Below are 13,244 nucleotides of genomic sequence, written 5' to 3'. Positions count from 1 at the left end.
GCGTCGGCACCGATGCCGTCTTAGCCGGTTTCGTCAGAAGCGATAGCGCGCCAGCCGCCCCAGCCGGCGCAGCCAGGCCCAGCGGTCGTAGACGCTGTACAGCCAACGCTGGCCCGCAGGGAGCCCCGCCAGTCCGGCGCGCTCGTGCAAACGCGGCTCGTCGACGAAGGCCAGCCGCGGATGCCATTCCTCCATTTCGCGCGGATCGTCGAAGCCCCAGTCGCCGAAGCGCGCACCGGTGCTGCGCGCGACCCAGGAGCGCTGCAGCAGCCGCAACGCGAGCCGGCTGTAGATGTCGCACAGCCATTGCCCGCGCGGAAAACGATCGATCACGCGCTGCACCAGCGCGCGCGCGGCGGATTCGCTCAGGTAGGGGAACAGGCCTTCGCTGATGATCAGCGCCGGACGCCCGCCCGCGATCGGCGCCAGCCAATCCGGATCGGACACGTCCATCGCCAGCATGCGGTAGCTGCCATAGCGCTCGGGCAGCAGCTCGCGGCGCAGCTGGATCACATCGGGGTAGTCGATGTCGATCCAGTCCAGGTCCGAACGCGGATTGATCCGGAACACGCGCGTGTCCAGGCCGCAGCCCAGGTGCAGCACGATGGTGTCGGGATGCTGGGCCAGCCATTCGCGCGCCCAGTCGTCCAGCACCTTCGCGCGCAGCGCCAGGCCGCTGATCTGCCCGGCGTTGAGTTGGAAACGGCTGAAGTCGTAGTCGATCCGGCGCACGACCTCGTCGGCCAGTTCGTCGCGCAGCAAAGGCTTCGCCGTTCGGTTGTCCAAGGCCTTGGCGTACAGAGTGATCAACAGCGTCAGCTGGCTGCCTTGCAGTTCCACGTCGTTTCTCCGGCCGCGCCGCGAGGCCGCGATCGCGCGCCCGTGCACGCCGACCCCGACCTTATGGACGATCTTGCGACTGCGCATGTGAGGGTCAGGCGTAGACGGGCCCGGTCCGGACCGGCCCGGCCCGGCCCGGCCCGGGGCTGTCCGCGTGTGCGGCGGTTCATCACGAATGGCGGCGGTACCGCGGTCCGTGCCGCCGGCGCCAAGGCCCCAGCTGCGCAACAGCGCTTCTTTCCGGCGCCGATTGCGCGGCGCTCAGGCAGCGCCGAGACTGCCGCTCTGGCCCGCGCGACCGCGCGGCGCACCGCCCGGGATCCGACGATGGAGCTGTTGCTGCACCTGATCGAAAGCTACGGCCTGCTCGTGGTCCTGGTCGCCGTGCTGCTCGATCAGGGCGGCGTGCCGGTGCCGGCGTATCCGCCGATCATCGTCACCGCCGCGGTCGCGGTCGATCGCGGCGAGAGCCTGCTCGCGATCGTGCTGGTCGCTTCCCTGGCCGCGGTGGCCGCCGACTGGCTGTGGTTCATCGGCGGCCGCCGTTTCGGCAATGCACTGCTGCGGCTGATGTGCCGTCTGTCGCTGTCGCCGGATTCCTGCGTCCTGATGACCCGCGGCGTATACGCGCGCTGGGGCGCGCCGTCGCTGATCGTGGCCAAGTTCGTGCCCGGCTTCGCCGCGGTCGCGACCACCCTGGCCGGCGATACCGGCACCAGCACACGCCGCTTCCTGCTGTTCGACGCGCTCGGCGCGCTGCTGTGGGCCTCGGTCGCGGTGGCGGTGGGCGCGGTGTTCCACAAGGCGGTCAACGAAGTGCTGGAGCGGCTGGAATCGCTAGGACACTACGCGCTGCCGGTGCTGCTGACCCTGATCGCGGCCTTCGTCGCCTACAAATGGGTGCGCCGGCAGTGGTTCCTGCGCCAGTTGCGGATGGCGCGGATCAGCGTCGGCGAGCTCTACCGCATGATCGAGGACGGCAGCGGTCCGACCATCCTCGACATCCGCCGCGCCGAAGCGCGCGCCGAATCGGGCTGGATTCCCGGCGCGATCCTGGTCGCGACCCTGTCCGACGCGCCGCTGGTGCCGGCCGATGAAGTGATCGTCTACTGCGACTGTCCCAACGAAGCCTCGGCCGCGGTGCTGGCACAGGAACTCAAGCGTCGCGGCTACAAGCGCGTGCGCCCGCTCGCCGGCGGTTTCGCGGCCTGGGCGGCGGAAGGCCATGCGGTCGCGCGCGACTGAGCGCGCCGCGGCATCATCAGTCCGCCGCGCGTTCGTACAGTTCCAGCGGCAGCCCGTCGGGATCGGCGAAGAAGGTGTAACGGCGCCCGGTGTACTCGTCCACGCGCACCGGCTCCACGGCTACGCCATGGCCGCGCAGCGCGACCGCCGCGGCGTCCACGTCGGCGACTTCGAAGGCCAGATGGCGCAGTCCGCAGGCCTCGGGGTACGAGGGCCGCGGCGGCGGATCGGGAAATGAGAACAGTTCGAGCTGGCTGCCGTCGGGCAGGGCCAGGTCGAGCTTGTAGGAGTCGCGCGCCTCGCGGTAGGCCTCGCCGATCACGCGCAGGCCCAGCACCTGGGTATAGAAATGTTTCGAGCGCGGGTAGTCGGAGCAGATCAGAGCGACGTGATGAAGCGCGGAAATCTGCATGGCGGCGACCGCATTCGGACTGCGCTCATTCTAGAGCGAGGCCGCGGCGCGTTCGGTGAACCGCGTCTTGCTGCCACGATCGGCCAAGGCCGTCGGCCGGGATCGCGTCGAACTGGCCTGGCCGAACCATGGCGCTCGCGTGCATAGTCGGAAACCGTCGCCCTACCCCACCGGATTCCCCATGACCGTCTACGTCGACGACGCCGTCTGGCCCTGGCGCGGCGAACGCTGGGCCCACCTGATGGCCGACACCCTGGACGAGCTGCACGTATTCGCGCAGCGACTGGGCATCCCGCGGCGCGCGTTCCAGAACAAGACCAGCGGCGCCCACTACGACGTCAACGTGGCCCTGCGCGAGCGCGCGATCGCCTTGGGCGCGGTCGCGATCTCGCGCCACCGCGATCGCGAACTGGTGCATGCGGTAATCGCCAACGCCAAAGCCCAAGGCCGCGGCGAGCGCCCTTGAACGCTTTCAGGTCTTGAGCTTGTAGCCGGTGCGGAAGATCAACCAGATCGCGCCCAGGCACAGCACCAGGAAAGCCGCCGTCATCGAGACGCTGATCGCGATGCTGACGTCGGACACGCCGTAGAAGCTCCAGCGGAAGCCACTGACCAGGTAGACCACCGGGTTGAACAGCGAGATCTTCTGCCACAGCGGCGGCAGCATGTTTATCGAATAGAAGCTGCCGCCCAGGAAGGCCAGCGGCGTGACCACCATCATCGGCACCACCTGCAGTTTCTCGAAGCCGTCGGCCCAGACCCCGATGATGAAGCCGAACAGGCTGAAGCTGACCGCGGTCAGCATCAGGAAACCCAGCATCCAGAACGGATGGGCGATCTCGAACGGCACGAACAGCCGCGCCGTCGCCAGCATGATCAGGCCCAGCACCACCGACTTGGTCGCAGCCGCGCCGACGTAGCCCAGCACCACCTCGACGAAGGAAATCGGCGCCGACAGGATCTCGAAGATCGTGCCGGTGAACTTGGGCATGTAGATGCCGAAGGACGCGTTGGAGATGCTCTCGGTCAGCAACGCCAGCATGACCAGGCCCGGCACGATGTAGGCGCCGTAGCTGATGCCGTCGATCGCGACCATGCGCGAGCCGATGGCGGAGCCGAACACGATGAAGTACAGCGAGGTGGACAGCACCGGCGAGGCGATGCTCTGCATCAGCGTGCGCCAGGTGCGGTGCATCTCGAAGAAATAGATGGCGCGGACCGCATGCACGTTCATGCCGCCGCTCCCCGGCCGTTCGACCGCACCAGGCTGACGAAGATCTCCTCCAGCGAGCTCTGGGTGGTCTGCAGGTCCTTGAAGTCGATGCCGTGCTCGCCCAGGCACCTCAGCAGCGCGGCGATGCCGGTCTCCTCGGCCTGGGCGTCGAAGGTGTAGATCAGCTCATTGCCGTCCGCCGACAGCTCCAGTGCGTAGCCGGCCAGCGGTTCGGGCAAACGCTGCAGGGGCGCCTGCAGATGCAGGGTGAGCTGCTTCTTGCCGAGCTTGCGCATCAGCACCGCCTTGTCCTCGACCAGCACGATCTCGCCTCGGTCGATCACGCCGATGCGGTCGGCCATTTCCTCGGCCTCTTCGATGTAGTGCGTGGTCAGGATCACGGTCACGCCGTTGGCTCGCAGCGCCGAGACCATGTCCCACATGTCGCGGCGCAGTTCGACGTCGACGCCGGCGGTGGGCTCGTCCAGGAACAGCACCTTGGGCTCGTGCGACAGCGCCTTGGCGATCAACACCCGGCGCTTCATGCCGCCGGACAAGGCCATGATCTTGGCGTCCTTCTTGTCCCACAGCGACAGGTCGCGCAGCACCTTCTCCAGATACTTGGGATTCGGCGGCTTGCCGAACAGGCCGCGGCTGAACTTGACCGTGTCCCAGACGCTTTCGAAAGCGTCGGTGGACAACTCCTGCGGCACCAGGCCGATGGTGGCGCGGGCGGCGCGGAAGTCCCGCACGATGTCGTGGCCGTCGACCCGCACCGTGCCGCCGCTGGCGTTGACGATGCCGCAGACGATGCTGATCAGAGTGGTCTTGCCGGCGCCGTTGGGTCCCAGCAGGGCGAATATCTCGCCCTGGCGTATTTCCAGGTCCACGCCCTTCAGGGCCTGAAAGCCGCCGGCATAGGTCTTGGTCAGGCCGACGACGGAGACGATGGCTTCGGCGGACGCGGCGTCCTGCGCTTTCGCGGTCGACTGCATGGCAACTCCATCAAGATCGCGCGCCCGAGCGGGCCGCGCAACACGGCGGCACGGGCCGCGCGTGGCCACTCTAACCGACCGGCGCCGCCTCCGGCCTGCGCCGGATGGAACGATGCGATCCCAGGCCGATCACGCCGCGATCGGCAACTCCAGCGGCAGTTCCGAGGGCGGGCGAATCGGTGTCGCGACCGGCGCGGGCGCGGCGACGCGGGCGCGCGCCTGCACAGCAGGCTCCAGCGCGACAGGCTCCAGGCATCCCATGCCGATCAGGGTCTCGCGCACCGCGGTATCCAGATCGGTGCGCGGCTCCTCGCCGAGGAAATCGAGCAGGCGGCGATTGTCCAGGCGCACCGGCTCCTGCCACAGCCGGCGCAGTTCGGCGATCTCGCGGAACATCGGCAGCAGCGGCGAACTCATGCGCAGCAGCGCCCATGGGAAACGTTTGACGCGCAGGTCCTGGCGCCCGATCGCGCGCGCGATCGCCGCGGTCATGGCGGTGCCATCGGCGTCCCAGTGCCCGCCGACGTGGAAACTCTCGAACGCGCCGAGGCGCTCGTCGTCGAGCAGGCGCAGCATGGTTTCGGCCAGGTCGGGCAGATAGCACCACTGGTGGCCGATGCCGGCGCGGCCGGGGTAGCGCAGGCTCGCCGGCGCACGGCCGGGCTCGACCATGGCCTGCGAGAACCAGTTGTTGCCCGCGTAAGGCCCGAAGTGATCGCCACTGCGCACGATCAGCGCGCGCGCACCGCGCGCGACCGCATCGCGCAGGCGCCGCTCCATCTCGACCCGGAGCAGGCCGCGGCGGGTGAGCGGCCGCTGCGCCGCGTCTTCGGCGACCGCCGCCGAAGGACCGTAGTTGCAGGCCGCTCCCGGCAGCAACAGACGCGCGCCGCCGGCAACCGCGGCGTCCAGGCTGTGCTGCAGCATCGGCAACGACTGCGCGTCGCCGTCTTGGTAGACCGACGGATTGACCGCGTGCACGATCAGCGCCGCGCCCTTGGCCGCCTGCATCACGTCGTCGCGGTTCATGGCGTCGCCGCGCCACCAGTAGATGCCATTGCCGCGGCGCCCGGCCATGCGCGTGCGGTGCTGCAGCGCATGCACTTCCCAGCCGCGCTGGACCAGCCGCACCGCGACTTCGCCGCCGATGCCGCCGCTGGCGCCCAACACCAATGCGCGTCTGTTCGAGTTCATGCGGTCCTCCGTTGCCCACGCCGGCCACGACGCGGCTTGATGCGTACCTTGGCAGCGCACCCGCGGGCGCGGAATTGACGAATGTCATCTGCTGCGCATCGAAAAACGCATGACATCGCGAAGCGCCGCCGGCCGCAGCCGACGGCGCCCCCTGCGCATCAGGCCGCGTGGGCCTGGCGCGGCAGCGTGTCGGCCAGGGCGATCTCGCCGCGGAAGCCGCCGGCGCTGGTCGCCGCCGTCTGCCGCTCGATCGCATGCGCGAACACCACCGCCGGGTCGGCTTCCAGCGCGTCGTACAGGCGCTGCAGCTTGGGGTAGTCGCGGCGGTCGACGACGTCGTGGTACTGGGTCCAGCGGGCGATGCCGATGAAGTAGGCGTCGGCCACGGTGCGCTGCTCGCCCAGCAGCCAGGGGCCGTCGCCGATCATCGCCTCGAGTTCGGCATGGGCTTTCTCGACCTTGGCCCGGCCGTACTTCGCCAGCGCGTCCTTCTCCGCGGCGGGCACCTCGTGTTCGAGCACGTACCACAGCGATGCGAAGGCATTGAAGAAGCTCGTGTTGAGGAAGGCCAGCATGCGGTTGAGGCGGTCGAAATCGCGACTACCTTGCAGGTAACCCAGGCCGCGATCGATGCCGCGCGCGGCGATGTGATTGAGGATCGCCATGCTCTCGCTGAGCGTATGGCCCTGCGCGTCCATCAGCGCCGGGGTCTCGGCGGCCGGGTTGATGCGGCGGAACGCGTCGCTGGTCACCATTTCCGGCATCTCGATCCGGCTCAAGGCATAGGGCTGGCCCAGCCATTCCAGGGCGACGATGGAACCGAACGAACAGCCCGAGGGCACGCCGTAATAGAGGATGGGGTGCGAATTCATGAGGTTCTCCAGTTGGATGGGGACCGGTTCGGCCCTGGAGAAAGCCTATTGACGTGGACTTAGGCTGTGTAGACTGCAATTCGTGGACCTATCGTCTACATATGTGGACTTTCCATGCTCAACCTCAATGACCTGGTCCTGTTCGCCGCCGCGGTCGAGGAAGGCGGCTTCGCCGCCGCCGGGCGTCGCCTGGGGGTGCCTAAATCCACCGTCAGCAAGCGCGTGGCCGAGCTCGAAGCCGGCCTGCAGGCGCGGCTGATTCACCGCACCTCGCGCAGCTTCACCCTGACCGAGGTCGGCCGCGACTTCTACGAACACGCACGTGCCGCCCTGATCGAAACCGAGGCCGCCGAAGCCAGCGTGCGCCAACGCGTCGCCGAACCCAGCGGCAGCGTGCGCATCACCGCCTCGGTGCCGACCGCGCAGTTGTACCTGGCCGAGCACCTGCCGCGACTCGCGCAACGTCATCCGAAACTGCAACTGCAGTTGGACGTGACCGATCGTTTCGTCGACCTCGTCCAGGAGGGTTACGACATCGCCCTGCGCAGCCACTTCGCGCCGCTGCCGGATTCCGGGCTGGTGCAGCGCTCTCTGGTGGTGGAAACCATCGTCCTGGTCGCCGCGCCCGCCTATCTCGACGCGCAGGGCATGCCGGCCACGCCGTCGCAGTTGTCCATGCACGACGGCCTGCTCACCAGCGCCGCGGCCACGGCCTGGAACCTGCAACACCGCGACGGCGAACGCGCGCAGGCGACGCCGCGCGCACGCATGAGCGCGAACGAATCCACCGCCTTGCTGCGCGCGGCCTGCGCCGGCCTCGGCATCGCCTGCCTGCCGGAAGCGTTCTGCGCCCGAGCGCTGCGCGCCGGCGAATTGCAGCGGGTATTACCCGACTGGAACGCTGGCCGCGTGACCACGACCCTGGTGATGCCGCACCGCCGCGGCCTGCTGCCGGGCGTGCGCGCGACGGTCGAGTTCCTCGCCGACTGCCTGGGCGAAACCCAACAAGCCGGTGAAGGCGTCGCTTGATCAGCGGCGTGCGCCGCGCTCGACCAGGTACCGCCGCAACGCGTCGGTGCGCGCCTGGTTCAAGGGCGAGCGCCACACCGGCCCGCCGCCCGCGTGCAGGCGTACCGACACGCCCAGGTTGACGTCGGCGCCGCGCTCGACCAAGTAAGCGACCGCGCCGAGGTCGCCGCTGCGCGCGGCGTTGATCAGCGGCGTTTCGTCGTCCTCGACGATCGCGTCGACCTCGGCGCCGGCCTCGACCAGACGCCGCAGCACCGGCAGATTGCCTGGTTGCGCCGAGGCGGCGATCAGCGGATTGCCGTCGCCGGGCACGGCGAGGTCGACGTCCGCTCCCAGCCGCAGCAACTCGTCGACCAGCAGTGCATCGCGCTCGCGCGCGGCCTGGATCAGCGCGGTGCCGTCGCCGGGCACGACCGCGTCGATGTCGGCACCGCGGCCGACCAGATTGCGCAGGCGATCGATGCGGTGCGCCTTGACCGCCGCGATCAGCGCGGTGCCGTCGTCGGATGCGGCGCTCGCCGGCGCCAGCAGCGGCAGCAGCAGGGCGGCGGCCAGCGCCGCGCACAGGCCGGTGCGGATCGGGTACTGAAGCTTCATCGCGATCTCCGTGTTGCGGCGCGCGCTCAGCGGCGCGGGCCGTTGGGGTCGTAACCGGCGTCGAGTAGCACGCGCTGCACCGCGCGCTGCTCATCGGGGCTGGTGGCCTTGTGGTAAAGGTTGATCACCACGCCTTCGTTGGAGGCGATCAACAGGCTCTTGAGCACTTCGTCGCGCAGCGCCGGCGCAGCGCGCACGTTCGGGTACAGGGCCAGCAGATCGCGGGTGGCGTTGGCCGTGCCCAGGGCCTTGATCGCCTCGATCCGGGTCGGCGCATCGACCGAACTGCGCGCCACTTCCGCCAGCACCTCGCTCTGTCCAGCCACGCCCAGCGCCTGCAGCGCGCCCTGGCGCAGGGCCGGGTCGGGACCATGGCGCGCGACCTCGGCCAGAGTGTCGTAGCTGCCGGCCACGCCCATGGCCTTGAGCACCAGCAGCTTGCGCTTAGGATCGGACACCGCGGCATAGACGTTGCCCAGCTCGTCGCCGGCGTTGGCCACCGCGAGCATGCGCACCGCACGCTCGGCCAGCAGCGGATCCCTGCCGCGCGCTACCACCGCGACCTGCGCCATCGCGCCGGCGTCGTCCATCTGGCTGAGCAGGAACAGCGCGCGCTGCTTGAGCCGCGGCGCGCCGCCGCCATTGAGCATCGCCACCAGTTTCGGGATCGCCTGCGCCGGCGGCTGCCGCAGCAGGGATTCCAGCGAGTCGTCGCGGGCGCTCGCAGTGCCGCCCTCGCCGCTGCGCAGCAACAGCGCCGCGTCGCGGTTCCAGCGGCTGCGCGGGTATTCGGCGCGCAAACGCCTGACCAGCACGGTCGCCTCGTCGTCGCGGCCGGCGCGCTTGAGCGCGTAGGCCTGCCAATAGATCGCGGCATCGACCGCGGTGGGTTCGCTCTGGCGCAGCCGGCGTTCGAGGTCGGCGAAACGCTGCTGGGCGAGCTTCCAGTCGCCCGCGCCGAGCGCACCGTGGCCCTGCCAGTACAAAGCGTTCAACTCGCCGCCGGGATCGGCCGGCGCCGCCGCCAAGGGGCCGGCGAACAGCAGCGTCGCCAGCGCCAGCGCCGTCAGCCGCGGCCGCAGGGTCTTGAATCGCATCATGTCGTCACTCCTTCCTGCTGCGCGGGCTCGCCGCTGCGCTGTTGCAGACGCGCTTCGACCGCGCGCACCTGGAACACCAGATCGCTGCCGTCGACGTAGTCGCGCAGTGCGTTTTCATTTTCGATGCCCTCGGCGGGCGTGCGGTTAGCCAGTTCGATCAGAGTCGGCTCCAGCGAGCGCAGGAAGCCGGCCAGCGCGCGGTCGCCGCGTTCGCTCGCGGCCGCCGCGTACAGGCGGTTGTCGTCGACCAGTTCGCGGACGTAGTCCCCGTCGACCGGGGCCAGCGCGCCGCCGTCGTTGTTGACCACGCTCAGCAGCAGGCCTTCGGTGCTGCGCAGATGAGTGGCGACGTAGGCGTCGAGCACGCGGTCGGCGGCCATGTCCTGGGCACCGTCCTGGGCCGCTTCGGGCGCACGATCCTGCACCGCGACCGGCGCGGTCGCCGGCGGCTCCACGTCGCGGCGCGCGAACGGCAGGTACACCGCCAAGGCCAGCACCGCGGCCGAAGCCAGGCCCGCCCCCCAGGCGCGCAGGCGGCGACGCGGGCGCGCATGCGCGCGTGCGGCCGACAGCGGCAGCGTGGCGGTCGCCGGCGCGGCGGTTTCGTGCAGTCGCGGCTGCAGGCGCTGCCACAGCCGCGCTTCCAGATCGGGATCGTACGGCGGCAGCGCGTCGGCGTCGGCCGCGGCCAGCACCTGGCGCAGCGCCTGGTAGCGCGTGGCCAGCTCCGGCGACGCGGCCAGCGCGGATTCGATCTCGCGCAGGCGCTCGGGCGCCAGGCCGTCGCGGTAGTGGTACAGGATCAGGTCGTCGTCGCGGATGGACATGGCTTACCTCAACGGTTCCAGCGCGTCGCGCAACTTGCGCACGGCGCGGAAGATGGCCTGCTTGCACTGGCCAGTGTTCAAACCCAGGGTCTCGGCGATCCGTTCCAGCGGTTCGCCTTCCCAATGACGCAGGACGAAAGCCGCGCGCTCGGACGGACTCAGGCGCTGCATCTGGCGGTCGATGCGCTGGCCGATCTGCACGCCGGAGGCGCGCGCCTCCGGATCGGGCGCGTCGTCCGGCAGCGAGGCCAGGAAGTCCGCGCCCTCGTCCTCGTCCGCCACCGACCCGGTCGCGTCCTGGCGGTGGCGGGCGTTGCGGCGCAGTTGCTCCAGCGCGGCGTTGACCGCGATCCGGTGCAACCAGGTCGAGAACGCGGCGCGGCCGTCGTAGCTATCCAGCCCGCGCCAGGCCTTGTAGAACGCCTCCTGCACCGCGTCCTCGGCCAGGGCGGCGTCGCGGGTGATGCGGAAACACAGTTGCAACAGGGGCCGCGCATGAGCCTGGACCAGGTCGCGGAACGCGCGCTCGTCGCCCGCCCGCGCGCGTGCCACCGCCGTTTGCGCCGCGCTGTCCAAGGGTGGGTCGCCGCCGTCCATCCCCATAGGATGCACGCCCCCCGGATTCGGTTAGCACGGATTTTGCGATCCAATGCCGGCCGATCCGGCCGAGGCCGCGGGCCTAGAACCGGTAGCGGATCTTGGCCAGCAGCTGGTCGGCGTCGCGCAGGCCCAGGGCGTCCTCGAACAGCTCGCCGCTGCCGTAGCCGTCGCGTTCCTGGCGCCGGTAGCCGCCGCGCGAATAAGCCAGGAACACGTCCGACTGCGGCCCCAGCAGGTAGCGGTAGCGCAGTTGCAGGCCGAAATTGTTGACGTCGAAGTCCGGGCGCGCCTGGCCGGCGGCGGTCAGCTGACCCGAGGGCTGCAGCCGGTAGCGCTCGCCCTGGCTGCCGCGCACCGCCACCCATTCGGATTTGAGGCGCAGCTCGTGGCGCTGGCCCGGGAACCAGCTCAGGCCGAGGCTGGCGAAGTCGCCGCGACGCTCGTAGCGGCCGAAGTCGCGCCCGCCCTCCCAGATCAGCCAGTCCTCGCCGCGGTCCGGGCCGAATTCGAACGAAGCGTTGAAGGCATCGCTGGGGTACCAGTTGGCGCTGAGGACCAGTTCCTGTGTCGGTCGCGCGCTCAGCCCGCGTGGCGCCAGCTCGAGCGAAGCACCCAGCGACCAGTGGCCGTAGCGGCGGCTGGCGTAGCCGACTTCGGTGGTGTAGCGGCCGGAGCGATGCCACAGACCGTTGCCGCGCGAGATCAGATCGTCCCAGCCGTCGCTGATCAGGCTGGCCTCCAGGTAGATCAGATCGCCGCTGCGGAAATTGAGGTTGCCGCCCAGCAGCAGGTAGGTCGGCAGACGATCGCCGCGGTCGTTGCTGCGCGCCTGCAGCTCGGCCGACCAGCGCGTGCTGCCCAGCTTGGAATTCGCGTCCTCGATCCGGTGCAGGTACACGCCGGTCGCCTCCATTTCGTTGAGGCTGGCGCGGCGCTGGAAACCCAGATCGTTGAAGTCGAGCCGCTCGCCGAAATGGGTGAGTTCCAGCTCGTAGCGCCAGCGGCTCGACGGCGTCCAGTTGATCCGCAGCCAGGCGCCGTTGCCGTCGCTGCTGCGCCCGGCCTGGTCGATGAAGCTGGCCAAGGCCTGGGCGTTGACGATCAGCCGTTCGTTGGGCTTCCAGCTTAGATCCAGCGCCTGCACCTGGGCCTCGCGATCGCGGTAGGGCCGCTGCACCAGGCTGCCCAGCCAGCCCAGGTTGAGCCCCGGACGCAGCGGATACTGCAGCCGCGCCGCGTAGAAATCGCGGCCGGCTTCGCCGTCCTCGCTGGCCGCGAGCAGGCCGTAGCCGAGCGCGCCCAGCGAACCGTTGAGCTTGAGCGCGGCGTCGATGTCGCTGGCGCCGGAACCGTCGTCGGCGTCGCCGCCGATCCGGCGCGTGTGGATCAGGCGCCCCGAATCGGGCGTGGTCAAAGCGAAGATGCTCTGGTTCTCGGTGAAGAACGGCCGCCGGTCGCTGTAGAAGGTTTCGACCGCGTCGAAGTTGATCACCAGATCGTCGGACTCGACCTGGCCGAAATCCGGATTGACCGTGGCGCTGAGCTGGAAGGTTGGCGAGGGCTTCCAGAACACGTCGACGCCGGCGTTGTAGCGGGTGCGGCCGTCGATCAGGTCGTGGTTGGCGGTCAGATAGGGCCAGAAGTGCAGCAGCGGCTTGCGGTACTGTGCGATCTCGACGGATTCGAAACCCGACACGAAGCGGCCGCGCGAGGTCGCCACCGCCGGATACGCCTGGCGCTCGCCGTTGCTGCCCAGGGTGCGGCTGAAATAGACGTTGACCTTGCGCGTGGCCGCGTCGGTGCCGCGCATGGTCGCGACCGACCACGGGATCAGCAGCTCGGCCTGCCAACCGGTTTCGCTCTCGCTCACCGCCCAGGACCAGTCGGTGTCCCAGTCCAGGTTCAGCACGTTCTCGTTGGCGACCACGCCGTCCTGGACCGAGCCGGACAGGTCCACGCTGAAGCTGTAGGCGCTGCGGCCGTCGCCGTCGAAATCGATGCTGACGTTGACGCGGTCGGCGGCGCGGTCCTGGTCGCGCTCCAGGCGCGGCTTGACCCGCGCGAACGCGCTGGATTGCTCAAGCTCGAACGCCACCGCGATGCCGTCGGGCGTGGACAGCAGCCGCGCTTTCGTGCCCGTGCCGGCGGCCGGCGCCTCCAGGCGGTAAGGCTCGGTGACCTTGAAGTCCTGGTAGGTGCGCGCCTGCTGCCACTCGGTCTCGTCGAACTTTCCGTCGACCACGATGGCCGCCTGCGCGCCGGCGCACAAACCCAGCGACAACACTAGCCCGCCGCATGCCTGCGCATGCGTTCTGAATTT

Annotated in this window: 14 protein-coding genes; 3 read left to right on the top strand and 11 right to left on the bottom strand. The window is 69.6% G+C overall.

What is annotated here, in order from left to right; all coding sequences use genetic code 11:
* Window positions 1-33: 33 nt before the first annotated feature.
* Window positions 34-927, bottom strand: coding sequence for a class I SAM-dependent methyltransferase (locus ASE10_RS09895; RefSeq protein ID WP_082559876.1), 894 nt, complete (start codon window positions 925-927; stop codon window positions 34-36).
* Window positions 928-1,167: 240 nt separating this feature from the next.
* On the opposite strand from ASE10_RS09895, the gene ASE10_RS09890 reads away from it, so the two are divergent.
* Entirely contained in the window at window positions 1,168-2,085 is a 918-nt protein-coding gene (locus ASE10_RS09890; protein ID WP_056304784.1) for a rhodanese-like domain-containing protein, read from the top strand.
* Window positions 2,086-2,101: 16 nt separating this feature from the next.
* Here ASE10_RS09890 and ASE10_RS09885 read toward each other — a convergent pair whose 3' ends face one another.
* Window positions 2,102-2,497: a VOC family protein gene (locus ASE10_RS09885; RefSeq protein ID WP_056304782.1), complete on the bottom strand. Its 396-nt coding sequence runs from the start codon at window positions 2,495-2,497 to the stop codon at window positions 2,102-2,104.
* A 181-nt stretch (window positions 2,498-2,678) separates the two neighbouring features.
* Here ASE10_RS09885 and ASE10_RS09880 point away from each other — a divergent pair, with 181 nt between their 5' ends.
* Window positions 2,679-2,963 carry a DUF4031 domain-containing protein gene (locus ASE10_RS09880; protein ID WP_056097918.1) on the top strand — a complete coding sequence of 95 codons (285 nt, stop codon included), beginning with the start codon at window positions 2,679-2,681 and terminating at the stop codon, window positions 2,961-2,963.
* A 6-nt stretch (window positions 2,964-2,969) separates the two neighbouring features.
* Here the strand turns inward: ASE10_RS09880 and ASE10_RS09875 are convergent, their stop codons facing one another.
* The 4 genes from ASE10_RS09875 to ASE10_RS09860 form a co-directional block, all read right to left on the bottom strand.
* Window positions 2,970-3,731 carry an ABC transporter permease gene (locus ASE10_RS09875; protein ID WP_056304780.1) on the bottom strand — a complete coding sequence of 254 codons (762 nt, stop codon included), beginning with the start codon at window positions 3,729-3,731 and terminating at the stop codon, window positions 2,970-2,972.
* Complete coding sequence (locus ASE10_RS09870) at window positions 3,728-4,705, bottom strand: ABC transporter ATP-binding protein (protein WP_056304778.1); 978 nt, start codon at window positions 4,703-4,705, stop codon at window positions 3,728-3,730. Before ASE10_RS09870 ends, ASE10_RS09875 begins: the two co-directional genes overlap by 4 nt.
* A 129-nt stretch (window positions 4,706-4,834) precedes the next feature.
* Window positions 4,835-5,899, bottom strand: coding sequence for an NAD-dependent epimerase/dehydratase family protein (locus ASE10_RS09865; protein ID WP_082586089.1), 1,065 nt, complete (start codon window positions 5,897-5,899; stop codon window positions 4,835-4,837).
* 158 nt (window positions 5,900-6,057) lie between these two features.
* On the bottom strand, window positions 6,058-6,771 hold the full coding sequence (locus ASE10_RS09860; RefSeq protein ID WP_056304777.1) for a glutathione S-transferase family protein: 714 nt from the start codon (window positions 6,769-6,771) through the stop codon (window positions 6,058-6,060).
* Between the two features lie 114 nt (window positions 6,772-6,885).
* Here ASE10_RS09860 and ASE10_RS09855 point away from each other — a divergent pair, with 114 nt between their 5' ends.
* Window positions 6,886-7,800 carry a LysR substrate-binding domain-containing protein gene (locus ASE10_RS09855; protein WP_055908073.1) on the top strand — a complete coding sequence of 305 codons (915 nt, stop codon included), beginning with the start codon at window positions 6,886-6,888 and terminating at the stop codon, window positions 7,798-7,800.
* Here ASE10_RS09855 and ASE10_RS09850 read toward each other — a convergent pair whose 3' ends face one another.
* The 5 genes from ASE10_RS09850 to ASE10_RS09830 form a co-directional block, all read right to left on the bottom strand.
* On the bottom strand, window positions 7,801-8,397 hold the full coding sequence (locus ASE10_RS09850; RefSeq protein WP_056304775.1) for an ankyrin repeat domain-containing protein: 597 nt from the start codon (window positions 8,395-8,397) through the stop codon (window positions 7,801-7,803).
* Window positions 8,398-8,423: 26 nt separating this feature from the next.
* Window positions 8,424-9,497 carry a hypothetical protein gene (locus ASE10_RS09845; RefSeq protein WP_055908066.1) on the bottom strand — a complete coding sequence of 358 codons (1,074 nt, stop codon included), beginning with the start codon at window positions 9,495-9,497 and terminating at the stop codon, window positions 8,424-8,426.
* Entirely contained in the window at window positions 9,494-10,324 is an 831-nt protein-coding gene (locus tag ASE10_RS09840) for a hypothetical protein (RefSeq protein ID WP_056304773.1), read from the bottom strand. Before ASE10_RS09840 ends, ASE10_RS09845 begins: the two co-directional genes overlap by 4 nt.
* Before the next feature lie 3 nt (window positions 10,325-10,327).
* Window positions 10,328-10,927 (bottom strand): sigma-70 family RNA polymerase sigma factor, encoded by a 600-nt coding sequence (locus ASE10_RS09835; protein ID WP_082559874.1) that lies wholly within the window; start codon window positions 10,925-10,927, stop codon window positions 10,328-10,330.
* 76 nt (window positions 10,928-11,003) lie between these two features.
* A complete protein-coding gene (locus ASE10_RS09830) occupies window positions 11,004-13,208 on the bottom strand; it encodes a DUF5916 domain-containing protein (RefSeq protein ID WP_157480830.1) in 2,205 nt (734 codons plus the stop codon).
* Window positions 13,209-13,244 lie beyond the last annotated feature (36 nt).

It is taken from the genome of Lysobacter sp. Root76, assembly GCF_001428685.1.
Lineage (GTDB): Bacteria > Pseudomonadota > Gammaproteobacteria > Xanthomonadales > Xanthomonadaceae > Lysobacter.
The sequence above is the reverse complement of the archived record's forward strand: the minus strand, read 5'-3'. Positions and strand labels throughout refer to the sequence as shown.

Coding starts and splice junctions, on each gene's coding strand:
- ASE10_RS09870 (WP_056304778.1), bottom strand. CDS start 4,705: ATGCAGTCGACCGCGAAAGCGCAGGACGCCGCGTCCGCCGAAGCCATC.
- ASE10_RS09885 (WP_056304782.1), bottom strand. CDS start 2,497: ATGCAGATTTCCGCGCTTCATCACGTCGCTCTGATCTGCTCCGACTAC.
- ASE10_RS09865 (WP_082586089.1), bottom strand. CDS start 5,899: ATGAACTCGAACAGACGCGCATTGGTGTTGGGCGCCAGCGGCGGCATC.
- ASE10_RS09855 (WP_055908073.1), top strand. CDS start 6,886: ATGCTCAACCTCAATGACCTGGTCCTGTTCGCCGCCGCGGTCGAGGAA.
- ASE10_RS09835 (WP_082559874.1), bottom strand. CDS start 10,927: ATGGGGATGGACGGCGGCGACCCACCCTTGGACAGCGCGGCGCAAACG.
- ASE10_RS09880 (WP_056097918.1), top strand. CDS start 2,679: ATGACCGTCTACGTCGACGACGCCGTCTGGCCCTGGCGCGGCGAACGC.
- ASE10_RS09895 (WP_082559876.1), bottom strand. CDS start 927: ATGCGCAGTCGCAAGATCGTCCATAAGGTCGGGGTCGGCGTGCACGGG.
- ASE10_RS09860 (WP_056304777.1), bottom strand. CDS start 6,771: ATGAATTCGCACCCCATCCTCTATTACGGCGTGCCCTCGGGCTGTTCG.
- ASE10_RS09890 (WP_056304784.1), top strand. CDS start 1,168: ATGGAGCTGTTGCTGCACCTGATCGAAAGCTACGGCCTGCTCGTGGTC.
- ASE10_RS09845 (WP_055908066.1), bottom strand. CDS start 9,497: ATGATGCGATTCAAGACCCTGCGGCCGCGGCTGACGGCGCTGGCGCTG.
- ASE10_RS09850 (WP_056304775.1), bottom strand. CDS start 8,397: ATGAAGCTTCAGTACCCGATCCGCACCGGCCTGTGCGCGGCGCTGGCC.
- ASE10_RS09875 (WP_056304780.1), bottom strand. CDS start 3,731: ATGAACGTGCATGCGGTCCGCGCCATCTATTTCTTCGAGATGCACCGC.
- ASE10_RS09840 (WP_056304773.1), bottom strand. CDS start 10,324: ATGTCCATCCGCGACGACGACCTGATCCTGTACCACTACCGCGACGGC.